Annotated in this window: 25 protein-coding genes; 5 read left to right on the top strand and 20 right to left on the bottom strand. The window is 50.5% G+C overall.

The features are described from left to right. Nucleotides 1–235 precede the first annotated feature (235 nt). The 4 genes from NI000_RS32795 to NI000_RS32780 form a co-directional block, all read right to left on the bottom strand. Entirely contained in the window at nt 236–907 is a 672-nt protein-coding gene (locus NI000_RS32795; protein WP_253415528.1) for a hypothetical protein, read from the bottom strand. A 230-nt stretch (nt 908–1137) separates the two neighbouring features. Beyond that, on the bottom strand, nt 1138–1542 hold the full coding sequence (locus NI000_RS32790; protein ID WP_253415527.1) for a CBS domain-containing protein: 405 nt from the start codon (nt 1540–1542) through the stop codon (nt 1138–1140). A gap of 120 nt (nt 1543–1662) precedes the next feature. After that, nucleotides 1663–2850, bottom strand: a complete 1188-nt coding sequence (locus tag NI000_RS32785; RefSeq protein WP_253415526.1) for an MFS transporter — start codon at nt 2848–2850, stop codon at nt 1663–1665. Between the two features lie 96 nt (nt 2851–2946). Further along, nucleotides 2947–3258: an ArsR/SmtB family transcription factor gene (locus NI000_RS32780; protein WP_253415525.1), complete on the bottom strand. Its 312-nt coding sequence runs from the start codon at nt 3256–3258 to the stop codon at nt 2947–2949. Between the two features lie 153 nt (nt 3259–3411). Here NI000_RS32780 and NI000_RS32775 point away from each other — a divergent pair, with 153 nt between their 5' ends. Next, nucleotides 3412–3792: a PilZ domain-containing protein gene (locus NI000_RS32775; RefSeq protein WP_253415524.1), complete on the top strand. Its 381-nt coding sequence runs from the start codon at nt 3412–3414 to the stop codon at nt 3790–3792. Nucleotides 3793–3796: 4 nt separating this feature from the next. Here NI000_RS32775 and NI000_RS32770 read toward each other — a convergent pair whose 3' ends face one another. The 7 genes from NI000_RS32770 to NI000_RS32740 are packed head-to-tail and all read right to left on the bottom strand — an operon-like array spanning nt 3797 to nt 7194. Next, nucleotides 3797–4225: a GTP pyrophosphokinase gene (locus tag NI000_RS32770; RefSeq protein WP_253415523.1), complete on the bottom strand. Its 429-nt coding sequence runs from the start codon at nt 4223–4225 to the stop codon at nt 3797–3799. 22 nt (nt 4226–4247) lie between these two features. Beyond that, entirely contained in the window at nt 4248–4682 is a 435-nt protein-coding gene (locus tag NI000_RS32765) for an ATP-binding protein (protein ID WP_253415522.1), read from the bottom strand. Between the two features lie 2 nt (nt 4683–4684). Continuing rightward, on the bottom strand, nt 4685–5422 hold the full coding sequence (locus NI000_RS32760) for a tRNA(His) guanylyltransferase Thg1 family protein (protein ID WP_253415521.1): 738 nt from the start codon (nt 5420–5422) through the stop codon (nt 4685–4687). A gap of 24 nt (nt 5423–5446) precedes the next feature. Next, nucleotides 5447–5683 (bottom strand): hypothetical protein, encoded by a 237-nt coding sequence (locus tag NI000_RS32755; RefSeq protein WP_253415520.1) that lies wholly within the window; start codon nt 5681–5683, stop codon nt 5447–5449. Nucleotides 5684–5732: 49 nt separating this feature from the next. After that, nucleotides 5733–6368 (bottom strand): immunity protein Imm33 domain-containing protein, encoded by a 636-nt coding sequence (locus NI000_RS32750; protein WP_253415519.1) that lies wholly within the window; start codon nt 6366–6368, stop codon nt 5733–5735. 55 nt (nt 6369–6423) lie between these two features. Next, nucleotides 6424–6774, bottom strand: coding sequence for a hypothetical protein (locus tag NI000_RS32745; RefSeq protein WP_253415518.1), 351 nt, complete (start codon nt 6772–6774; stop codon nt 6424–6426). Further along, nucleotides 6775–7194, bottom strand: coding sequence for an SMI1/KNR4 family protein (locus NI000_RS32740; protein ID WP_253415517.1), 420 nt, complete (start codon nt 7192–7194; stop codon nt 6775–6777). 218 nt (nt 7195–7412) lie between these two features. Between NI000_RS32740 and NI000_RS32735 the strand changes: the two genes are divergently transcribed. From NI000_RS32735 to NI000_RS32725, 3 genes are all read left to right on the top strand, one after another. Further along, a complete protein-coding gene (locus tag NI000_RS32735; RefSeq protein ID WP_253415516.1) occupies nt 7413–7643 on the top strand; it encodes a sporulation protein Cse60 in 231 nt (76 codons plus the stop codon). A gap of 316 nt (nt 7644–7959) precedes the next feature. After that, nucleotides 7960–8109 (top strand): hypothetical protein, encoded by a 150-nt coding sequence (locus NI000_RS32730; RefSeq protein ID WP_253415515.1) that lies wholly within the window; start codon nt 7960–7962, stop codon nt 8107–8109. A gap of 15 nt (nt 8110–8124) precedes the next feature. Beyond that, nucleotides 8125–8286 carry a hypothetical protein gene (locus NI000_RS32725; protein WP_167670071.1) on the top strand — a complete coding sequence of 54 codons (162 nt, stop codon included), beginning with the start codon at nt 8125–8127 and terminating at the stop codon, nt 8284–8286. Nucleotides 8287–8345: 59 nt separating this feature from the next. Here NI000_RS32725 and NI000_RS32720 read toward each other — a convergent pair whose 3' ends face one another. From NI000_RS32720 to NI000_RS32705, 4 genes are all read right to left on the bottom strand, one after another. After that, nucleotides 8346–9446 carry a WD40 repeat domain-containing protein gene (locus NI000_RS32720; protein WP_253415514.1) on the bottom strand — a complete coding sequence of 367 codons (1101 nt, stop codon included), beginning with the start codon at nt 9444–9446 and terminating at the stop codon, nt 8346–8348. 46 nt (nt 9447–9492) lie between these two features. Continuing rightward, nucleotides 9493–11178: a DUF6138 family protein gene (locus NI000_RS32715; RefSeq protein WP_253415513.1), complete on the bottom strand. Its 1686-nt coding sequence runs from the start codon at nt 11176–11178 to the stop codon at nt 9493–9495. A 21-nt stretch (nt 11179–11199) separates the two neighbouring features. Beyond that, the gene (locus NI000_RS32710; protein WP_253415512.1) at nt 11200–12168 is read right to left on the bottom strand and encodes a DUF4261 domain-containing protein; all 969 of its coding nucleotides are present in this window, start codon (nt 12166–12168) and stop codon (nt 11200–11202) included. A 362-nt stretch (nt 12169–12530) separates the two neighbouring features. Beyond that, nucleotides 12531–12881, bottom strand: a complete 351-nt coding sequence (locus tag NI000_RS32705; RefSeq protein WP_253415511.1) for a VOC family protein — start codon at nt 12879–12881, stop codon at nt 12531–12533. 242 nt (nt 12882–13123) lie between these two features. Between NI000_RS32705 and NI000_RS32700 the strand changes: the two genes are divergently transcribed. Next, a complete protein-coding gene (locus NI000_RS32700) occupies nt 13124–13375 on the top strand; it encodes a hypothetical protein (protein WP_253415510.1) in 252 nt (83 codons plus the stop codon). A gap of 92 nt (nt 13376–13467) precedes the next feature. Here NI000_RS32700 and NI000_RS32695 read toward each other — a convergent pair whose 3' ends face one another. From NI000_RS32695 to NI000_RS32675, 5 genes are all read right to left on the bottom strand, one after another. Continuing rightward, nucleotides 13468–15348: a chondroitinase-B domain-containing protein gene (locus NI000_RS32695; RefSeq protein WP_253415509.1), complete on the bottom strand. Its 1881-nt coding sequence runs from the start codon at nt 15346–15348 to the stop codon at nt 13468–13470. 124 nt (nt 15349–15472) lie between these two features. Beyond that, nucleotides 15473–17710: a glycosyl hydrolase family 95 catalytic domain-containing protein gene (locus tag NI000_RS32690; protein WP_253415508.1), complete on the bottom strand. Its 2238-nt coding sequence runs from the start codon at nt 17708–17710 to the stop codon at nt 15473–15475. A 17-nt stretch (nt 17711–17727) separates the two neighbouring features. Next, the gene (locus tag NI000_RS32685; protein ID WP_253415507.1) at nt 17728–18609 is read right to left on the bottom strand and encodes a carbohydrate ABC transporter permease; all 882 of its coding nucleotides are present in this window, start codon (nt 18607–18609) and stop codon (nt 17728–17730) included. 16 nt (nt 18610–18625) lie between these two features. After that, complete coding sequence (locus NI000_RS32680; protein WP_253415506.1) at nt 18626–19582, bottom strand: ABC transporter permease; 957 nt, start codon at nt 19580–19582, stop codon at nt 18626–18628. Between the two features lie 25 nt (nt 19583–19607). After that, entirely contained in the window at nt 19608–21227 is a 1620-nt protein-coding gene (locus NI000_RS32675) for an extracellular solute-binding protein (RefSeq protein WP_253415505.1), read from the bottom strand. Between the last annotated feature and the right edge of the window lie 57 nt (nt 21228–21284).

The raw sequence follows: 21284 nt of genomic DNA, 5'->3' as shown, positions 1-21284 counted from the left end.
CCAGGATGTTGAGACCCAAGAAGTAGAAAATCTCAAACAAATAGAGGTGGGGTATATCCCGTAAGAGTTTACGTCCGCCTTTGAAGCCCGTGAAAATCCCGCAAATTCTAATCAAATTCACGGGTTTCAAGAGCGGCTGGAGGGATATACCCCACCGGTGTATGTGGAGAATTTCTACGCGAAGCTGGTTTCTCGACAAGCACAAGAGTCGAATAAATCGACTCTTGAGTGCAAACTAGTGCCCGTTAGGCGAAAAATGGTTTTTATCGTCGTTTACAGGTGTGTAATGGACCAGGCCATAGGTTTTGGCTACGGAAATTAACGTTGCGTTTGTACTATTTTTGGCGCCGGAATCGATCGTTACTTTTTTACCGTTCGCATCCGTGATCACAACACTGGACTTCGACCAAGACGTACCAAGATCTATCGCGTTTCTTGCGATATGGTTCGAGTTCAGAGCCGGTGCTACGTTCAAGTTAGAAATCCCGTAGCCGTTTACCATTGCTTTTGCTCCGGCGATCGATTTGCTGTAATTGGCATCATCATTATCATGTACCCATTTGATATTCACGCCGGCCTTGGCAGGCACATCCTTCGGACTTACCTTCTTATTTACAATCTTCCACGACCAATGCATCAAATAAGCCCGTTCTTCCGGTCTATAAGTAGATTCGATGCTTGTTGAAATGCCTGCCTCTTGAAGTGCGGCTATGAATCTTTTGACATTGCTTTTGAACGGGTCGTTGAGGTCATCTACGCTTTTGGAACCGGGAAATCTCGCAACCCAAGCAGAGCCGCTATTTTCAGCCGCTGCAATGGAAGCAACAGAATCGGGGGAAGCTGCAAAAATGTTCGTAGGGGCCATCAAGGTGAGTGTAACCATAGCGGAAATCAAAAGCTTTTTCATAAAGTCACTCCTTAATGATAGTTTAGTATAATGTGCACAATATACTAAACTCAAAATAGCATAATATTGCCATTTTAACAATAATATTTTACAATTTTATATTATATTTACTTTTATTCTACTATTTACAACATCTTAAACAATGAAAAATCCCCTCCAAGCGCACTCTTTTTCCAGAATGCTGCTTAGAGGGGATTTAGTTTGAAAGCAAGTTTCGAAAAGCCCAGCTGCTAGTCCGTAATATTATTCGTATAGTACTCAATGATATCTTTGCGCCGGATAATCCCGATGAAGATCCGGTTGTCTTCTACGACGGGAACGAAGTTCTGATCGGCAGCCAGATGAAGCATATCGTCCAAGTGCGCATTGATCGGAACGCACTCATTATGAATACGGCGTTTAATTTCATGCACCTTGATTGTATCCATGTTTTGAAAGCTCAATCCGGGGGTATTCTTCATCTTCCAGAATAGATCCCCTTCCGAGAGGGTGCCAATGTATTTCCCCTCCCCATCAATCACGGGTATTGCCGTGTATTGGCTTTGTTCTAGCTTGTCCAAGGCCTCCTGCATCGTAGCGGACGAGATAATATAGGCCACTTTGTCCTTGGGGAACAGAAAATCGGAAATTTGCATCGGTCAGAGCTCCTTTCTTCCGAGTTTGGTCCTAGAGGTCATTCCTTATCTATTAAGTTTAGCACACCTGGAAGAAAGAAAAAACTTGCTATAAAATCCTGCGGCTAAAGCGCTGACCGGCTACGGCGTTGCAGTCCCCTGCTTTTTGACCACAGCTGTCGTGCTGTACCGTTTAATTTTTACGGCGATGAGCAGGAAAGCCAACAGGGCAAACCCAATTCCGCTCCACATCAACTGATGGATTCCCAACTGCCCGATAAACCAGCCGCCGACCGACGCCCCGATCGTGATGCCGAGATTCGTGAAAGAGACAAACAGGCTGTTGCCGAACTCAGGAGCCGCCTGCGCCTCGGTCATAAGCCAGCTTTGGCTGACAATAAGCCCGCCGGAATGCACGATCCCCCACAGCAGGATCATCGCGATCATAGGAATGAAATACCCTCCCGCATAGTAAATCAGCAGGTAAGCCCCAGCATAAACTACAGGAAAAAGGACCGTCGTTCGAAGAACGCTCTTTTGCAAAAAGCTTCCGAATAAGAAATTGCCCAAAATCATGATCACTCCAAACACCATCAGCATCATACTGATCCAGGAGCCGTTCATATGGGTGACTTGTCCGAGATATTCGGCAAAGTAGCTGTATACCGAGAACATCGCGGCAAATATACTCGTCACTGCGGCGATATTAAGCCACAAGGCAGGCTTGCGTAAAATACCGAGCTGTGCGCCATAAGACAGCTTTGTTTGAACCGGCATCGAGGGAAGCCAAGCCCAAATCCCGATAAAGGCTACGAGACTGACGACAGCCCCGAACAGGAAAGCGGCTTCCAGCGAGACCCGCTCCGCCAGATAGGAAGTCAACGGCACGCCGAAGGCAAACCCGACCGTAATGCCGGCAAAAACCTTGGTGACCGCCTGCCCGCTTTTCTCCGGAGAAACGAGCGATGCTGCCGTGACAAGCGCAACCGAAAAGAAAGCGGGATGAACAATAGCCGGAATAATCCGGAAAGCGAGCATGACGTCAAATCTCGTCGTAAAAGCATACACGATATTGGAAATCGCAAACAACAGCACGGCGGTCAATAGAATGAATTTACGGTTCATGCCGGAGGCGAGCAGCGTCAGGAACGGACCTGAGACTGCAACGACCAAAGCAAATATGCTGACCAGCCATCCGGCCTGCGAAGCGGTGATGTTGAATTTCTGCGTAATTTGGGGCAGTACCCCGACAATTCCCATTTCCGTCGTTATAATTCCAAATACGCCTAGTGCCAGAACGAGGATAAGCAAAGGGTTGATCTTGTTCATCTCTCACAAATCTCCATTTCCTATGTAATCTTCAAATACATATATCTAGATATGAATATGCATAAAAATAAAAAAAAGAGAGACTCTCCTTTCTTTCTAAAGTTCGGCCCGAATATACTCGGCAAATTGCTGAATGGTCTTTTCGTTCCGACGATAAAACGTCCACTTTCCATACCGCTCCGCTTCCAACAAGCCGGCTTTTTGCATCGTTAACAAATAGTTGGACACGACCGATTGGGCAAGCTCCGCTTTCGTTTGAATATCCGATACACACACGCCGATGCGGAAATCGATCCCGTGTTCGATATAAGGGGTCTTATCGAAATATTGCTCCGGGTCTTTTAACCACACCATAATTTGACGACGGGTCTCGTTAGACAACGCTTTATATATCAATGAAGGATCCATACGCATCATTATATCTATTTTTGTAGATTTGTAAAGCTGACATATAAGGGAACATGATATTAAAACATTAAATAAATGATCATAATTACCGATATATGTATAAACCATACCAATTGTGGGGCAGCAATCCAATACTATTGAAGGCGGTGCGTCATGTATCCAAACAAGCGAAGCGATGCTTTTAGATATAGTTTAAATACTCCGTTAGTTTGCTATTTCGAAGTCACGAATATTAACGGCAAGTCAACGTCGAGCACACCGGTCAAAGCAACCTTGATGGATATCAGCAACTCGGGGTGCAAAATCGTGACTCCCTTAAATTTGAACGCGGCCAGCAACAAGCTGCAGATCATTCTGCATGTGCAGCTGCAAGAAGAGCTTTTGAAGCTTAACGGTTCGATTCGCTGGCAGCTGCAATCAACGAACGCGCTCTATCATTACGGCCTGAAATTCATGATGAACGAGTCCGAACGAAGACATCTGCTCGCCAGACTGCGAACCTTAACGGCACTAAGAAAAATTACCGTAAATTAAGTAGTTACTGGCTTCTGGAAAGTAAGTATTTTACGGCTTTCTCGTACCTTTGCAAGCGCGCGAAATCTTTTTCCGAAATGTTCTTTATTCTTCGGACATCCCGGTTGTCTTCCAGATCCAAGAGCTTCACATATCTGGCCAAAGCATTGGGCTTGATTCGCTGAAGGAATTCCTCATAGGTCTCGTTGTCTCTGCGTGTAAGACAATCGAGAGCCTCCAGAACATGCTCTGCAAAGCCTTCTTGCCTGAGGGATTCCATCGTCACGTCCGTATCCTCGATAACGTCGTGCAGAACGGCAACGATTCTTGAGTCATTATCCGGCGCTTTTAGCATCAAACGTAACGGGTGAAGAATATAAGGCTGGTTGCCTTTATCCAACTGAGCTTGATGAGCGGCTGTGGCGATGAGGATCGCTTTAGTTAAATCCGGCATGTCACATTCTCCTTTTATAAGGTTATAGCTCTGATACGATAAACTTGCCGTTCTGCGAAATCACTTTGTACAATTCGTCGAATCCTTCATCGGCGTTGGGCGGGGTCAACTTCTTAAGTACGCTTTTTATGCCGACTTCCGGAATCTTTTCGGCCCCTGCCCTCAGTTCATTGCGCTTCATGGATTCCGCAAAATCCGGCTCAAAATAATAGCCGGTCACCTTGAACCTCCCCTTCTTCGCGGCCTCAATATATTTTTTTCGGTCCTCGGCGGTGGGATTCGTATTATCGACGACGAACGGCTGCTTCGCTTCGATGGAGGCGGCCACGTAGATATCTTCCCGGTGTCTGGTCTTGAGCATGTCCAAGTTAATTCGGATGTGCGTATTAAAAAACTTTTCTTTGTAGAAGGTCGATTTGCCGGAAGCCTGAATTCCAATGAACAGGACGCACTCCAAGCCTACTCCCCCTCGTCCAAATAAACATACTGATTCACGTATTCCCTATGCTGCGAGAAGATCGGCGTCTCGTAATCCACATCCCATTTGCTTCTTAAGGCTTCGCCTTTATAGTACTGCTGCTTGGTGATGCATACTCCGCGCTTCTGCCATACAGGCAGATCGTTCCAATTGATTCCTTTCTCCAGAAAGAGCTTGTCTTGAAGCTGCTTTCCATCGAGTCCTTGCAGTTCCTTATGCGGAAAGTTGGCCTGGGCCACCATCGATATGCTGTTTTTCGTGGCGTCTTGCTGTCTCCAGACAAAATAATTGGTGACTTCATCGTGCGGAAGCACCCAGACCCTGCTGTCGAAAGTCGCCAAAGGCGTATCCGGATCGATCTTGCGCATCTCTTCGTTGAACTTTGCCGTGGCCATGGAGGCGGATACGGAAACGATCTTTTGGATATTGTTCTCGAACCATGACTTGGTTGTTAATTTATCATAATTGGTGAGCAATAAGGAAATCTCGTCGCTTTGATGATACACGATTTTACATCCCATGATATTTTGCGCAAGGTACTTGCACGTTTCCCACAGGGCGTGGGTCAATATCTCGTCAAAGGGCTTCTTCATGCCACGGGTAAAAGAATGAAAATGACAGCCGTCGATTCTGACAATAATCGGAAGACGGCGAGGCAAGCTGTGCCGAAACGCATGTTCATACTCCTTCATTCGGTTTCCGAACTCATCTTTTTTCATGGCTTGCCCCTCTTTTCATGTTTTTTACGCTCCGACGCTTTTTACCCCCACATAAACGGCCAGTAAAATGACGACTCCGGCAATAAGCAGTTTGATCCGCCTCTTCTTTTTTCGCTTTTGGCGTTCTTTCTTCAGCGCCTTCTCGACAGCCTCGCTAAGCAGCTCGAATTTCTCTTCGACCGTATGCTGCAGAATGGTTCCGCAATGGGAACAGTGCCTTTGGAACGCCGTAGGCTTCGTGCAGTGTGGACATTCTACCATCATTTATGACCCCCTTTGGCAAGCTTTATTCGTACACTCTATAGTCTCGCTATTCACTGTAGTACGCGTCCCAATCATAATCTTCGACGAATACAAACTTGCCGGATTCCAAGTCTCTTTCGTAGGCGCTCGAAGGCTCGGCATCCAGATAGGGAATGATCGAATCGTCCATATTTAATACGACCCCCAAGGAAACGACTTGAAAATTTGCGCTGTCCGCATTATAGTCGTCATCCTCGTACCCGCTGAAAAACATCCATCCCGTGTCCTGTTCGTTGTTCGGCTCATCTTTCATCATAAAATTAAATTGTTCTCTCTCCAGAACGTCATGACTCACGATGACCTTGTAATCGTAATAATAATCCATTTCTTTCGAGCTCGGGTCCTCTAATTGCGTGCTGCAAATATGTACCGTGTTGAAACAAATCGTATCTCCATACTGCGGAGATTCTAAGTATACCGGATGATTGACCAATTCCCCACGGAAATCGGACGCATTCCGCTCGACAATTTTTACCCACATTCTTTCGGCTCCACAGCCGTTATCCAGCGTTTCTTCCGCCATAAAGATGAGCTTGACCAAGTCGCCCGCCTGCAGCCGGTCCAAGACTTCATCGCTCGGAATATAAAACGTATACGGTGCTTCTTTATGACGGTCGACGGCATTATCCAGTATCCAGGCCATGAGGTCTCCACGCTCCCGAAAATGATCATCGTCATGAAAAATGTATTTTCTCCCGCTACAGGGATTTAAACAAATAATAAGACAGCCGGTCGTCAATCAGGTTCATATTTTCTTGCCCGATGTAATCCGGAAGTTCATTATAATGAACGGAGATATTCTCCAGCTGCCTGACCACTGTCATTTCAAAGGTGTCATAATTATAAGTGGCCTTCGTAATCAAGAAATAGGTGTCCGGTTTAATAAAGACCTCGATTCCCGTATGATCGCTTTTATTTACGACGGTAAGATAACAGCACTTCACTTGCAGCTTCGGATCGTTGGCATTTTTCTGAATCGTGGTTCCTTCCGCCAGCGGATAGGAAAAGGGGACGTTCATTACAATTTTTTTAAGCAATTTCTCATCCATTTAATGTTCTCCTTTGGGCGAAAACAAATGATTGATATATTCCTCAAATGTCGCTTCCTCTACGGGATGAAGGGTTAGATCATCGTCGTGCCATATTTCGACAATAGACCACTCATCCGTTGTTAAAAAACCTACCGCATCGCCGGTACATATACGTCCAAATAGTAGAACGTCTTTGAGCTCTTCATGGTCTTCTTCACGAATTAACTCATCGTAAAACTCATCAGCCTGCACTAAACAGCCGAAAAATTGGAAAAATTCATCAGCCAAAGTCCCCTGACCGATTTCTTTCAAAAAATCAACAAAATCTTGCGGAATCCCGTCGATGATTTCTTTTTCCAGCTCCGCTTCCGATATTTTTTCAAACTGATGCCTCGAAGGCTCTCTTTCGATGATCTCACGAATGCCATTATATCTCATTAGGATGTGCTCGCTCTCCTCGTATCCGGTTCTCGTATGGTTTCCCCTCCTATCATAACCAATTCAAAATTTCATTTCCACAATAGGATAGGATTCTTCGTTAGAATCTAGCAGGTTTGACTCCATAGTTGTTATATGTTATGGTCAATTTGGTAAGGCATTCCACTCTATCGGGCGGGATGCCTTACTGCATGAAAGCGGTTTTTTACATTTAATGTATGACGGGTCAAAATCATAAGCCAAGAAAGGTGAAAAGCATGATTCAAGTGAAAGAGTTTCTTGATTCCGACGTCAGGCTTGCCGAGAAAAGCTGCAATGAATTTCTGGCCACATTGGCGGAAGATCAAATTGTAAGTATAAGCTACGGGTCCATTATCAAAAGCAAACCCGACAAAGGGGAATATCAAAGAAGCACGATCCTGGTTGTCTACCGGACACAGGATAAGTAAGCCTCCATGCTTGGCGGAGAGCTTGTTGAGAAAGTAGTGAATTGAAATAGTAGAGGTATACAAGTGGGTGGGGTATCTACTTCCGGTCGCTGTTGTCCGCGGGAAATTTTGATTGAAGCCGCTTAACAGCGGGTATTTCCCGCAGACAAAGGCGAACGCTATCGCTCCTCCAGTAGATACCCCACCTCCGTATGCATCTCTATTTTTGTAAAAGCCTACTTTCTCAACACTCAGGCCGCCATGCTTGGCGGTCTTTTTAATTAGAATAAAAATGCTACCGGCTGTAAATGATATCCATTGTAAAGGAGATGAAGCCATGCCGCAAGATAAGCTGGAAAAAGAAACGGACGGAAATCCCGAAACGGTCTATGAGGACCTTGCATCACACGAACGTGACGGATTTAGAACGGACGATACCCAAGAAATCGGAGATCGTGAGAAATTGGATGGATATTCAATTGAATAAATACAGGAGGTAACGATGGATAAAGAAACTCAGACAGGCATTGAAAATCTTGAGACTACGGCGGAAGCGGCAGATTTATTGACGGTTCCTGAAGGCGCCAAAGATTATGTCGATATCATTGGAGACGAAAATCTCGATCCCTATGGCAAGCCATCTTCAAATGCGGATCAGCTATAAAGCAAATGAAAAACAAGCCTGGAGTGCAACCGAAATTGCGCTCCGGCTTGTTTTTTTAGTTATGCAAGTGCATAGAGGCTCACGCAGCCATAATCCGTATAGACGGCGAGGTAATCCTGTGTAAAGGTTAGGGTGCAGTTTTTCACAACATGCTCAACCTCAAACGACATCGTCGGTTTCATCGTCTGGAGGTCGAACAGCTGAATCTTGCCGTAGTTGTACACGGCGAGCAGTCTTCTGCGTTCATGGATCGCAAAGCTTTTTATATCCGTCGTCATCCAGTCCCTGTATCCGGTCATTGTGCTCAGGTCGTAGCACTTAAGCGACCATGAACCGTACTGCTCCTGCGTGAACAACAATCGGTCGTCCGGTGAAAAAGCCATGCTCGACGTCATCGCATTTTTGTCTTTTGCGATCATATGTTCCTGCATGGTCGTCATATCGACGATTACGATTTCACCGGTATGTGTACAATACGCCATCAGGCGGCCGTCGTGCGACAGTACGGCGCAAAGCTGCGTACTATGTCCGCCATACTTCTCGCATTCCACTTGTCTCGTATAGCGGACGGTATTCGTCCCCAGATCATAGGCGACTAGGCTGGACTTATCGTACCAGAGCGCCGTCGAGCCGGATACCGACAGCGTGCTCGCCGGCATTTTGGGAGTGTATCGCTCCATCTCGCCATTGCCCAGAGAAAGTCCGACAATATGATGGTCAATATTCAACAGCAGTACGTTCTGTTCGGCACAGTGCCGCATATCTAAGATTAACTGCTGTCCCGGAAGCTCGTAGGTTGTTTGTTTCTCCCCTTGATCGTCCATGAGATAAATCTCTTCTTTTTCAAACTGGCCCACCACATAGCTGCAAAAGAACGTGTTCGTATCCTCCATCGCAGCCAGCGGCATAAAGCCGGTGTAGCCGCCTCCGATGTAACGGTGCAGGACCGGCTGTCCGGCTCCTGCCTGCGGGTTATGCAGCACAAACCCTTTTTTCAGCCTGCTCCACGTTTCCTTTTGTACATACTTTGCCGCTTGCCCCGGCTCATCAAAGACTTTTTCTTTCGCCTTGCCTCCGTTGCTTGAGATAAGAACTTGATTCCCGGTTTGCTGAATCGACCATGTTTTGTTGCTGATTCTGTCCGTTAACGTTCTTTCCATAGCACCCTCGCCTTGTCTATATCACTTATCCTTCTTCTAACGTTGCCTAGCGCTGGCTTCTCTTGGAGGATGCAGCCTGCACTAGCTCCGATAGCAATACCGCCTTCTCCCCTTTGGCTTTGGCGCCGGCAGTCTTAAGCTTTTCCACGCCGCCCCAAATCGGATAGACGATATGCTCCACTTCATAAGGCTGAAGGCCGCTAACCTGCTCGAGCAGCAGTCTTGTATTGGCTTCCTCTTCCATCGCGGGCTTGATCTTCAGCTTGATCGAGTCGGTGCTGTGCAGCAAGCACGTCACTAGCGTGGGGATGGTCTCCGCATTCACGCCATACCGTTCGACGAAAGCAACCGTGAAGTCATTTTGCACGGACTGGTGCTCGTCATCCACCTGCTTCATATAATCCTCTACCAGCGCAAAGTAACTCCGGTCCGCCAAGCCGAGGCCGAAGACGGCATAGCTGCCCGGCATGCAGCTCTTCTCGTCTTCCGTATCCGCATACCATTCGAACTCTTCCATCGCTTCGCGGGCATATTCCTCCAGCAGCGGGTGCAGCTTCGGGTATTCCATGGCGTTGGCGAAGAAACGATGTGTCCCTGACTTCGCTAATCCTTTGATGGGCAAAAACTGCTTGACGCCGGATTTCAGCTTAATCTGATAGTTTTTGGGGAACCCTTGCTGCAGCAAGCGGCAAATAAACCGCAGCGCACGCGCGTAGCTCTCCTCGGCTTCCTGCTTAATGGTAATCGTTACGGTAGAGAAAACGTCATTGGCCGTGCATTCCACAAACTCGTCGCGGACATGTACATCTTCCTTGGCAAACGTTCCGCTGCCTTCCTTCAGGTAGCGGGATGCCCTGGCGCTTCCCAGCTCGACGGCCCGTTCCAGGAAGGCAAGCCCCGTGCTTTTGCTGTAAGAAGGCTCATATTTAATAATGGACACCGCCGTATATAACAGCAGCTCAATCGGCCCTTGCTCGGTATCTTCGAGTTTAATATCGCTTTTTCTCGTATACTCGGCTTCATTCCACTGCTCTTTCCGAATCTCGAAATAACGGGGCAGAAACGTTTCCTCCACCCAATTCCGCAGAGCGTTCACGATATTCGAACGATGCTCGGCAAGCCGCTCTTTCTTCCCTTTATTCAGCTCCAAAATGTTCTCGAACACGGAAAGGATCCGCCCTGCATCTAGGTCGGGAAATAATTTCTCGTCGAGCAAGTGTCTGGAGAGAAAGAACGTCTCCAGCGGCTTGGTAGGGTACTTCCCGTCATCGAGCTTCGTTTGGATATAAGAAGCGATGGAATTCAGCAGCCGCTTCTTCTTCGCCTCATCGATATGCTGGAGAATAGGGAGCGTCACTTCGCCTTCCTGCACGCGAAACTTTCCCCAGAGTGTAAAGTTATAATCGATTAAAGCCGGGGACGGAAGACTGTCCAATTGCTGCTGCATGAATGCAGCCAAGCGCGGGATGATCTGCTCCCGGACCTGTTCCTCCGACAATGGCTCGGCAGGCTCACCCAGCCGAGTCTTGACTTTCGGCGACAAGAAATCGAGCTCCGAGTCCGTCACGCTGACTCTGCCCTTGGCGTACTCCAGCAGACCGTAGTCATGAATCCCGACCTGCAGCGGGGTACGCTTCACAATTTGTTCCGCATCCTTATCGCCAATGAATTCGAACCATTGCTCAATGGCTTTCTTCATTTCGTTGATGAGATCTTCCAGCATGCTATCCATACGATCGTCCCGCCTCCCGCATTATCGGTTTTCGTCGTGATGCTGTCTGCCGGCATAGTAAGGCTCGCCCGGATCCAAGTCCAGCACGTAACGGCGTGGCGCCGCCAGTGCATACTGATGCTCGCAGCGCCAGCGCTGCTGCTCCGTCCAACCAACCGTCTCGCCGTCCTGAATGACGTCTCCCCGGTTATACAGGTAATAGCCGAGATCACCCAGGACAGAGGCGACTTCTCCCGGCTCCATATCGTAAAAATGACACTGCAGATCCGGCAGTCCCAGTGCGGCAAGACCGGTCGTGTCCATCAAAAACTCCCGGCGCTCAGCTCCCCTGCCCTGAACGTTATAAAATCTGACGTTCATCGCTCCATACAGCGTCTGCCCTTCCGCGAGAGCGCTCTGGTACTGCTCCGGATCTACGATTTTGTCGCTAGCGCTCCAATAGAGGGCGTCGCACGGAGCAACCTCCAGCAGAGCCCGCAGCGCATTCTGGAACAGCTCCAGCCGTTCTTTATAAGGAAGGCCTGCGGCGCAGAAATCGGTAAGCAGCACGGAATGCCGGCATGCTCCCATCGTCTCGCGGGCTTCGGGCCAATCCCACGCTTGCTGCAAAGCTGTTTCGTACTTTTCCGGCTTCGTCTCCTCATCGGTCCGGAATATGCACGTTTGCGCCGGAAGTTCGCCTTCCGCATAAGCGACTTTATAGTTAAGATGGAAAAACATCAGCGTTTCGTTGCTTGGGTCCGGATCTTCCGCTTCCCAGACGGCAAGACCGGGAACATCGGCCTCGTCCTCTTCGTCCTCGGTATCCTCATCATCCGGAACGTCAACCTGCCCCGTATAGGCTTCCATCTTCGCGTACAGCGCCTCGCGGGACAGCTCCGGCTTCGTCTTGTACAGCAGCTCCACCATATAAACCCGGGCAAAGCCGGAATCATCCTGCTCCTCTTGTTCGTTTCCATCCTCTTCGAATCGGTCTTCCAGCTCCGTCATTTTGTTCGCTCCTCTTGTTCGTTATTCATTCAAACCGCAGTCATACATGCAGAACCGTTCCGTCCTCCACCAAGAGGTCCGAAGCTCCCGGTACGGCCCTTTCATTATTCCATTCAAACGATTCCGATGACAAGTTATACCATCGTTTTTGAACCGATAGACTTATAAATCGATAAAATATCCGTCTATTGTCCTGTTTCCGCAAGAGAGAACTGAAACGAAAGATATATATTTTATGACATTATTCGACAAAACCATAGGCCGTACATCCCCGTACAAACTAATTGCAGCTGGAATAAAATAAACCGGCTGAAGGACTGTGCCTCCGGCCGGCTCGTGCTTTTCCCTTATCGCAGCTTCACTTAAGCGAGAACCTCGACGGTAAAACCGCCCGGAGCTTTCACATAGAACGTCCATCCATGCGACCTTTGCGGCGGCTTAACATCGAATCCGTCGTCCTTCATGCGTCGATTGATCTCATTCACCTTCTCTTCGCTCTCCTGGATGAAGCCGATATGAAACGTCTTAGGGTACTGAGCCTCGGCTCCTTTCATTAACGTGATCACCATTCCGTTATCGTCAAACAGCACCGCGAATGAACTGCCGCGCGCATCTCCGCTCGTGTCCATCGGCTTGAGTCCGAAATAAGTTTCCAGAAATTGCTGAGCGGCGGGCACGTCCGTGACCGTCAAATTGATATGATTCAGTTTCATTACATCCACCATCCTTTGGTTAAAAAGTTGATTTCTCCTAAATCGTATCACATTCATGCAAATGATAACTTTTTCACGGTTTGTGTGTGAATGATTTGTGAAAACCCGTCACGTGATTGAATCTATTTCATCATGGATCAAATTGGCTTGATGCAATTGTCTCATGCCGTTTTAGGGATTGCTCTGTTCAGTCTTACGTTCTCATCGATCGCATCGATCGCAAGCGCTCATCCCGGCAATTTGTGATCCGGAAGACGGCCAACAAAGCAGCCAAACTGAATGTCGACCTGGGCTCCCCGCCTGCAAAGCTGTACGCCAAGCTTCCCGATTTCAACGTATTTGTAAACGATGCCTGGTTTGACAACTCGACAGAAGCGTATCCGCTGCTTATATTAAATGATGTAACCTATTTCCCGATGACCTGGAAATTGGCTGTCGAGGACTTAGGCTTGACGACAAAGTTTGAAAATAACGCCTTTTACATTTCGAAGTAAGCCTGCCACCAGGTGGCTCTGGACGAGAAAAAGTGCCTTTCCCCGCGGGGATGGCACTTTTTCTTTTTTCTGCTGCGAATGTAAAATTGAAATTATGGCGCGTCCGGCCCCACGTCGGTCTTCTGCAGCGGACGATTCTTGAAGGACGAAGCCGTGGAGTATTCGTCCGCTCCGATATCATGGGCGGAGGAGCGAACTTCGCCATCCATATCCTCCTTGATATAGCTGTACGTTCCAACTGCGGCATCAATCGCCGCCTTGCTGGCGGAGGATAGTTTTTGCAATCCGTTCACGGTTTGAAATATCGGGTCGGCGTTACGAATCTCCGCAGCCGTTCTCGATTTATTGCTCAGCGTGCTGCCATACCCGAGGTTGCCTTCGAATACGGTGTTGCTGGTGGCCGCTTCGTTATAAAGCGTCCCCGTGGAATTTTTCACGATGTTGTTCGCCACGACGCTGTCTTGAGGAGCGTATGCCTTCCCTGACCCGATAACAATACCCGCCTTGCTGCCTACGATCGTATTGTTGACGACTTGGGCGCGGTAAATTTTCCAATGCGCTTTCAATTGGTCGCCCGTCGGATTGGGCGGATACCCGCCGGTGCCGCCGTCAAAGCTGCCGCTATCGAGATGGATGGCCGTCTCGGTAAGCTTCTCGAAGTAGTTGTTGTAAATTTTATGGTCGTTGCCATACACCCGAATTCCCGATTGCTTCGTTTCTACGCCGTCGCCAAGGAAGAAGTTCCCGTAAAACTCGTTGTTATGGCCGTGCCGTGAAGTTAGTCCCCCTTTCGAGGTTTTGAAGGTATTGTAGCGGACCGTGTTGCCGCTGCTTTTGACGGAGACGATTTCGGGTTCGCCGTCGCAGTTCTCGAACAGATTGTATTGAATGGTGTTGTACCCGTTGGACAACGAGACTTTGGATAGCCCCAGACGTATCGTTTCCTTGCCGTTGTCTACCCACGGGCCGACATCATGGAAGTAGTTGTATTCGATCACGTCGTACTGCGAGATGTTCCCCTTGCCGTCGCCTTCGTAGGCAATAAGCGGATTCGTGTCGTTCTTGGGACCAAAATCATTATGGTCGATTCGGTTGTGATGGCTGTTCGCTCCGCTCACCTGCAGCCAGATCAAGTCTTTTCCGGTTGCCGGCAAAGCGAATTGATTTCGGGTCACCCGAATATTGTTGGAGCCGTCCAAGAAGAGCGCCGTGTTGCCGGTGTTCGTAAACTTCAAGCCCTCAATCGTAACGTAGGACGATTTTTGAATTTTGAGCGATGCCCCGCCGGAAATGACGGCCTGACCCGGATTTGCCGCTTTGATCGTAATCGGGCTGTTCGCCGTGCCGTTCTTGCCGCTCACGACGAAGGGAGCATCCTGCGTGTAGGTACCGTCGGCGAGCACAATCGTCGTGCCGGGAACCGCTTTGCCAATGGCCGCAGTCAGCTCGGCAGAGGTGGAAACCGGCACACCTTGGCCACTTTCGCCACCCTCCCCATAAATCTCCACTTCGGTGTAGCTGTTCCAGTCATTAACCGAGTTCCCGTGCCCAATAATTTTTACGTACCGGGCCGCGTTGACATCAGGAAAATCAAAGGTTTGCAGGCCCGCATTCAAGCTGCTGACCGCATTTGCCTTCACCGTCTTAAAGCTCACATTGTCGGTCGAGGTTTGAATATCGAACTTAGAGGTTCTGGTATCCCCGTTGAGAAATGCCATTTTCATATAGCTGACCTTCTTGTTGGCGCCTAGATCGAATTTGATCCATTCCCCGTCGCCTCTGGCGGACCAGCGCGTGGACAGATTGCCGTCCGCAGCATTGGCCGGCACGTTGCCGTCGTCATTACTCGCCGTTACGGCAGACGCCGGAACCGGCAGCCTGGCATCCGCCGCGTAACCGGGTGCGGCAGGAACAAGCGCAGGAAGCAAGCAAGCGCATGCCAAAACCGTAAATAGCTTTTTTCGTCTTATCATTTCATCGCTCCTTCGTTTTTTTAAATTGCAGAGTGCACTCCGGTTTCATTTTACAAAGAAAAGCGGGGCAAAAGGAATCTTCAAAATGCCGAAAAGATCATTAAAATCTTCAATTTCCGGCCTTTCAGAACGGGAAGCCGTAAAGCCGCCAAGGCTTGTGCCCGCCGAAATAACGGACGGGTCTTCCGGACGGTGATACCGGCCGTATGCGCAGATCCGGGAACTCGCCGTCCGGATACAGAATCGCCTCCTCTCCCTTTTGCAAATCCAATACGATGTCTGCTTCCTTCGTTCCCAAGTCGACCGTCGCCTCAGCAGCGTCAGTTCCGGTTTTCCGCCACCGGACGACGCCGGTCCACCCGGTCCGGACAATACAGGGCTCCCCGGCCAAGCTTCTCACGCAAATAAACCGGGTGAAGCCGTCCCTGCGAACGGCGCTGACGAGAAAAGCACCTTCGGCCCGCAGATCGTGAAACGCCGCATCCCGCCATTCGTCCGGGACGGCCGGGAAGATGCGGATCGTCCCGCCCCAGCTTTGCAGCAGCATGTCATGAATCGCCTCCGCTCCCGCGAGCGGCGTCTCGATGACGGGCCCTGCTTCTTTGTACATCGTATTCGGCTTGATGATCAGCAGCAGCGCTTGCAGCAAGCGAAGCGCTTCATTCCCCCAACCGAGCGTCGCGGCAATGGAGGCCGCGCCGGTCAGACTGAAGCCGCGCAAATCGCCTTCCTTACCGATCCAATGGCGAAGCGAGGTAGCGATCAACTCCCGGTCCTCCTCCCTGTCGCAGCCGATCAGGTGCAGGGGAAAGACGGCGAGCAGGTGGCTGAAATGCCGGTGGCCGTACGCAAGCGGCGTGTCGCGGCCGATCATGAAGCCGGTCTCGTCCACCGGAAGCGGCGCCAGCCGGTCGAGAACGTGCAGCCATTTCCAGCACGTCGGGTCCGCTTCCCCCAGCCGCTCGCTTATGGCCAGCAACGTTTCGCAGCCCCAGCGAATGAGCGCCAGATCGTAATGGCAATCGCGCACCCTCGTCCGCATAAACGAGCCGTATTCGGGGGAAATGGTCGGCGGCAAATGCAGTCTGCCGTCTTCCTCTTCTTCCAGCAGGTGAAAATAATAATTCATACTTCTTCGCAAGATCGGATACAGCACGTTTCTCAGCATCTCGTCATCCATAGAGTACCGGTAATGCCGCCAAACATTGTGGCAGATCCAGGCGAGGTTGCCGACCTCGTCGTCCACTTCGCTTTTCAGATCAAAACTGCAGCTTCGGCCCAATCCCGCCGAATCGTGCCGGAACGGCTCGGGCACGTTTCCGATCAAATGCTCCTTGTTCTCTTCGAGCGCCCGCACGAGCGATTCCCCGATCTCCAGCCGGTTCGCCGCATAGACCGGCGAATAGCTCATTTGCACGTTCATGTTGAACCAGATCCCCGGCCAAGGCGTCGGGGCAAGCCACGGTCCCTGATTGTCGATCAGCGGCCGGTCGGCCCGCGTGGCCGAGGCCAGCTTATACATCTGTATCCAGTAAAAGCTTTCCAGCCGCCCGTCCGGGATCGAAACGAAGCTTTGCCGGTAATACCGGTGCCACCACCGGCGATGCGCGTCGACCCACGCGCCGAAATCGCTCTCCGAAGCTTTCCTCACCGCAGCCGCAGCTTGTTCCTTCGCCTTCTCGTCATGGCCGTTGACGATGCTGACATACCAGATGCTGCGGCGGCCTCCGGCGGCCCGCGCCTCCTTCCATGCCGTGACGCAGCCTTCGCCCGGAGCAAACCGCTGGACGGAGAAGCATATCCCGTCGTTCCCCGTCGTTTTGTCAACCTCTTCCGCCGGAATGTACTGGTTCATATTGATGCCGTCGGCATGCTTAAGCACCGGGTCCACCTCGGAATTCGCGTACCACGCCAAGCGCGCTCCTTTTTCCCCTTCCGTCGTTTCGAGCTCGACGGCCATAACTTCCGCCTCACTGTGGGCGAATGCCCTAACCCGGACCTCTCCGCGGGTCGTCGTCAATACGGCGCGCAGCTCGGCATTCCACAAATCCAGCCGCATCGAAGTCGGATGATAAATCATCCCTTCCAGCTCCAGGTCGAGCTCGCCGACCGGTACGCGCGGGCGGAAACCTGGTGTGTCCGTCCGGGTCGCCGTCACGTCCGTCCGGCCCGCAACGAACCGCAGCACGTTCCGCTTCTTCGCATTCTCCTCCCCATAAATCATCGCGCCGATCAGCCCGTTGCCGATAAAGGCCCCTTCGTCCCAGCTAACGGGCTTGACGACCCATTCCATATCATTATCGGCCATAAACTGCTCCCAATTGAGCTCCAGGCGGACATTTTCCGTTTCGTTACCATTCATGCTGCGGGTTCCGCTCCTTATCCTTTGATTGCGCCGACCAGCGCGCCCTTCACGAAGTACTTTTGCAGGAACGGATACACGAAAAGAATCGGTACCGTCGCGACGATAATCGTCGCGTATTTCAGCGTAACCGACAGCATCGCCACATCGGTATCCGTCGCGCCGACGGCCATCGAGCTCGCTTCGCCCTGCAGCAAAATTTCGCGTAGCACGAGCTGCAGCGGATACAGCGACCGGTCCTGTAGGAAGATCATGGCATGGAACCAGGAGTTCCAGTGACTGACGCCATAATACAGCATCATGACCGCGATGACAGGCATAGAGAGCGGCAGCATGATACGGAACAGGATGACGAAATCGTTCGCCCCGTCGATCTTGGCCGATTCCTCCAGACTGTCGGGGATCGCCTCGAACGACGTTTTCATGATGATCAGATTGAACGTATTGATCGCATGCGGAATAATAAGCGCCCATAGCGAGTCGGCAAGCCCGATTCCTTTGACCGTAAAATAAAACGGAATCAGTCCTCCGCTAAAGAACATCGTAAAGACGATGAACAGCATGAGCGGCTTGCGGTAGCGCAAGCTTTTGCGGGACAAGGCATACGCCCCGAAGGCCGTAAGCGACAGATTGAACGCAAGGCCGACGATGACGACGAACAGCGTATTCACGTAGCCCTTCAGTATCATTGGATTGTTAAACACGCTCACGTACGCCTCGAGCGAAAATCCGAGCGGCTTCCACAGCATTCCTTTGTGCGCCATCAAGCTCGCGGCGTCGCTGACGGAAGCGAAGGCGACGTACACGATGGGATAAACGGTGAGCGCCATCAGCAAAGTCAAAAAGACAACATTGCCGGCATCAAAGCATCTTTCCGAAACGGTGCGCCGGTTCAGCATCGGCTGTTCCTCCTTTTTACCATAAGCTCGTATTGTTCAGCTTGCGGCTCAACCAGTTGGAAAAGATCACGAGAATGAAATTGATTGCGGAGTTGAACAACCCGACCGCCGAGCTGAAGCTGTAATTGAAATCCTGCAAACCGACCCGGTACACATACGACGAGATGACATCGGCTGTCTCGTACGTGCCCGGATTGTACAGCAGAATGATCTTTTCGAATCCGACATTCATCAGCCGTCCGATGTTCAAAATAAGCAGGATGACGATCGTCGGCATCAAGCCCGGAATCGTGACATGCAGCATCTGCTTCCACCGCCCGGCGCCGTCCATCCTGGCGGCTTCGTACTGTTCGGGATCAATGCCGGTCAAGGCGGCCAAAAAGATGATCGTTCCCCAGCCGATATGCTGCCATATCCCGGAAGAGACATAGATCGAGCGGAACATATCCGGCTCAAGGAGCAGCGAAAGACGTTCTCCCCCCATGTAGACGAGGATATCGTTAACGACACCGTCGGTGGATGTAAAGTCCTTCACAATGCCGCAAATGACGACGAGCGAGATGAAGTGCGGCAAATAAGTGACCGTCTGCACCGTGCGCTTGAATAATGTATGTCTCACTTCATTAAGCAGCAGGGCGAGCACGATCGGCGCCGGAAAGCCGAACAGCAGCTCGTAGAAGCTGATCAGCAGCGTATTTTTGATCGTTCTCCAGAAATAAGCCCCGGTGAAAAACGTCTCGAAATGCTCGAAGCCGATCCATGGACTCTCCCCTATGCCAAGCCGGGGCGAAAAATCTTTAAACGCGATAACGGCCCCATACATCGGAGCGTAGTGGAATATCACGTAAAAGAGCAGCACCGGAAGCAGCATGACGTACAGCAGCTTATTTTTCCGGATATCCACCAGCAGGCCGATGCCCGCACGTTTCTTCGGGATAACGGCGATCGTCGTTTCCGGGTTCATGGCGCTCATGTTCTCTCTCCCTTCCAAGCCCGAATTATCGTTTATTGTACCGGTCTAGCGCTTCCTGATAAATTTTCGTCACCTTGTCGATCCCCATCGATTGAATCTGCTTCACGTAATCGTCAAATTTGTCTATCGGTTCCTTACCCATAATAAATTTCACGAACATTTCTTCCTTGTAGCTCGCGATCGCCGTATTCAGCTTGGCTACTTCTTTACTCTCCTCCACTGTCGGCGTAATGAACAGCGGCATCACATGCTTGGCGGCATCGGTTTCGGACCATATCTTTATGGTTTCATCCTGCTCCGGGAACGTGTTGAAGTTTTTCCGGCTGTCTCCCGGAAACGGTCCGTTCGGCTTCGTATATTGAGATACCATTTGCTGGAGATTATATTTCTCGTTTTTCGTTATCTTGTCGGTGAATTGCGGTTCGCCGTCCTTCATCGAATAGCTCTCGCCCTCAATCCCGAAGTTGAACAGCAGGCTGCCCTTCTCGCTGAAAGCGTAGTCCAGCCATTGGACGGCCAGCTCGGGATGCTTCGTGTCGACGGTTACCGCTTTGCTGGCGGACGGATTGTATTTGAAATCACGCTGTCCGATGAATGCCCGCTCCCCTTTTTTCAAGGTCGGATAAGGTGCGGCAACAAGCTGGAATTTCGGATTTTTCTTCTTCCCGGTTTCCATCCAACGGCCCATGCCGCCGCTGAGCAGAGAGACCGTGGCCCCCGAATTTTCACCCAACATTTTGTTGTCCAGCGTCTTCGAATCCGTGTTCAAGGCAAAATCCTTATCAATCAGCCCTTCCGCATACCATTTCCGGAGAAGAGCAAGCGCATCTTTAAATTGCGGATCGATCGGTCCGTACTTTACCTTGCCTTGATCGTCGATATAGAACCGGTTAGCCGTACGGTAGGCCCCGATGAACGCGTCTTGAATATTAAACTCGTTGCTGTACAGCGAGGAGAACGGAGCCGACGCTCCCTTCTGTTCTTTAAACGCTTTCAAAACGGTGTACCATTCGTCAATCGTCGTCGGCACCTGCAGCTTCAATTCGTCCAGCCAGTCTTTGCGGATCATCGGCCCACGGAATACAAGCCCGTTGTCGGGGCGGATCATAGGAAAGACATAATATTTGCCGCTGTCCGTCTTCACCATTTTGTCCAGCTCTTTGTCCTGCTGCAGCCGCTTTTTCAGATTGGGTGCATACTTGTCAATATAATCGTTGAGCGGCAGGATGACCTTGTCGGCGATCGCCTTCTCCGCTCCTCCGGGATAGGAGCTGTTCCAATCGTATTCGATGACGTCCGGCAATTTGTTCGATGCGATCAGCAGATTGAACTGCTCCTTCGACTGCCCGTCGGCCGGATGCGCATACTTGACTTTCACGCCGGTTTCCTTCTCCAGCTGTTTGCCGAACGGCGATTCGCCCAGGTTGGGCACGAAGGTGATCAGGTTCGTATTGATCTGCTCCCACGAGGTCAACGTTTCCTTCGTTTGGATCGGGTACTGTCCAGCTTCCGATGACGGTGCCGGTGTTTTCGGCGTATTCTGGCCATCCCCGCTATTCTGTTTGGTACATGCGACGATTAGGCTGGAAGCCAAGACGACGCATGCCGCAGCGCGAAACGATTTACCGGCAGAGCTTTGTTTCATGCGAATCCCCCTATAAGTTGAGAAAGTGTGCACTCCGGGTTGCTGCACCTTAGGGCC

This window comes from Paenibacillus tyrphae, from assembly GCF_024158745.1.
Classification (GTDB): Bacteria; Bacillota; Bacilli; order Paenibacillales; family NBRC-103111; genus Paenibacillus_G; species Paenibacillus_G tyrfis_A.
The sequence above is the reverse complement of the archived record's forward strand: the minus strand, read 5'-3'. Positions and strand labels throughout refer to the sequence as shown.

What these genes read in the sequence shown, in the direction of transcription:
- NI000_RS32690 (WP_253415508.1), bottom strand. Translation starts at nt 17,710, where the DNA reads ATGAATGGTAACGAAACGGAAAATGTCCGCCTGGAGCTCAATTGGGAG.
- NI000_RS32785 (WP_253415526.1), bottom strand. Translation starts at nt 2,850, where the DNA reads ATGAACAAGATCAACCCTTTGCTTATCCTCGTTCTGGCACTAGGCGTA.
- NI000_RS32735 (WP_253415516.1), top strand. Translation starts at nt 7,413, where the DNA reads ATGACGGGTCAAAATCATAAGCCAAGAAAGGTGAAAAGCATGATTCAA.
- NI000_RS32775 (WP_253415524.1), top strand. Translation starts at nt 3,412, where the DNA reads ATGTATCCAAACAAGCGAAGCGATGCTTTTAGATATAGTTTAAATACT.
- NI000_RS32710 (WP_253415512.1), bottom strand. Translation starts at nt 12,168, where the DNA reads ATGACGGAGCTGGAAGACCGATTCGAAGAGGATGGAAACGAACAAGAG.
- NI000_RS32790 (WP_253415527.1), bottom strand. Translation starts at nt 1,542, where the DNA reads ATGCAAATTTCCGATTTTCTGTTCCCCAAGGACAAAGTGGCCTATATT.
- NI000_RS32740 (WP_253415517.1), bottom strand. Translation starts at nt 7,194, where the DNA reads ATGAGATATAATGGCATTCGTGAGATCATCGAAAGAGAGCCTTCGAGG.
- NI000_RS32675 (WP_253415505.1), bottom strand. Translation starts at nt 21,227, where the DNA reads ATGAAACAAAGCTCTGCCGGTAAATCGTTTCGCGCTGCGGCATGCGTC.
- NI000_RS32760 (WP_253415521.1), bottom strand. Translation starts at nt 5,422, where the DNA reads ATGAAAAAAGATGAGTTCGGAAACCGAATGAAGGAGTATGAACATGCG.
- NI000_RS32795 (WP_253415528.1), bottom strand. Translation starts at nt 907, where the DNA reads ATGAAAAAGCTTTTGATTTCCGCTATGGTTACACTCACCTTGATGGCC.
- NI000_RS32720 (WP_253415514.1), bottom strand. Translation starts at nt 9,446, where the DNA reads ATGGAAAGAACGTTAACGGACAGAATCAGCAACAAAACATGGTCGATT.
- NI000_RS32695 (WP_253415509.1), bottom strand. Translation starts at nt 15,348, where the DNA reads ATGATAAGACGAAAAAAGCTATTTACGGTTTTGGCATGCGCTTGCTTG.
- NI000_RS32705 (WP_253415511.1), bottom strand. Translation starts at nt 12,881, where the DNA reads ATGAAACTGAATCATATCAATTTGACGGTCACGGACGTGCCCGCCGCT.
- NI000_RS32725 (WP_167670071.1), top strand. Translation starts at nt 8,125, where the DNA reads ATGGATAAAGAAACTCAGACAGGCATTGAAAATCTTGAGACTACGGCG.
- NI000_RS32715 (WP_253415513.1), bottom strand. Translation starts at nt 11,178, where the DNA reads ATGGATAGCATGCTGGAAGATCTCATCAACGAAATGAAGAAAGCCATT.
- NI000_RS32745 (WP_253415518.1), bottom strand. Translation starts at nt 6,774, where the DNA reads ATGGATGAGAAATTGCTTAAAAAAATTGTAATGAACGTCCCCTTTTCC.
- NI000_RS32770 (WP_253415523.1), bottom strand. Translation starts at nt 4,225, where the DNA reads ATGCCGGATTTAACTAAAGCGATCCTCATCGCCACAGCCGCTCATCAA.
- NI000_RS32685 (WP_253415507.1), bottom strand. Translation starts at nt 18,609, where the DNA reads ATGCTGAACCGGCGCACCGTTTCGGAAAGATGCTTTGATGCCGGCAAT.
- NI000_RS32750 (WP_253415519.1), bottom strand. Translation starts at nt 6,368, where the DNA reads ATGGCCTGGATACTGGATAATGCCGTCGACCGTCATAAAGAAGCACCG.
- NI000_RS32680 (WP_253415506.1), bottom strand. Translation starts at nt 19,582, where the DNA reads ATGAGCGCCATGAACCCGGAAACGACGATCGCCGTTATCCCGAAGAAA.
- NI000_RS32730 (WP_253415515.1), top strand. Translation starts at nt 7,960, where the DNA reads ATGCCGCAAGATAAGCTGGAAAAAGAAACGGACGGAAATCCCGAAACG.
- NI000_RS32755 (WP_253415520.1), bottom strand. Translation starts at nt 5,683, where the DNA reads ATGGTAGAATGTCCACACTGCACGAAGCCTACGGCGTTCCAAAGGCAC.
- NI000_RS32780 (WP_253415525.1), bottom strand. Translation starts at nt 3,258, where the DNA reads ATGGATCCTTCATTGATATATAAAGCGTTGTCTAACGAGACCCGTCGT.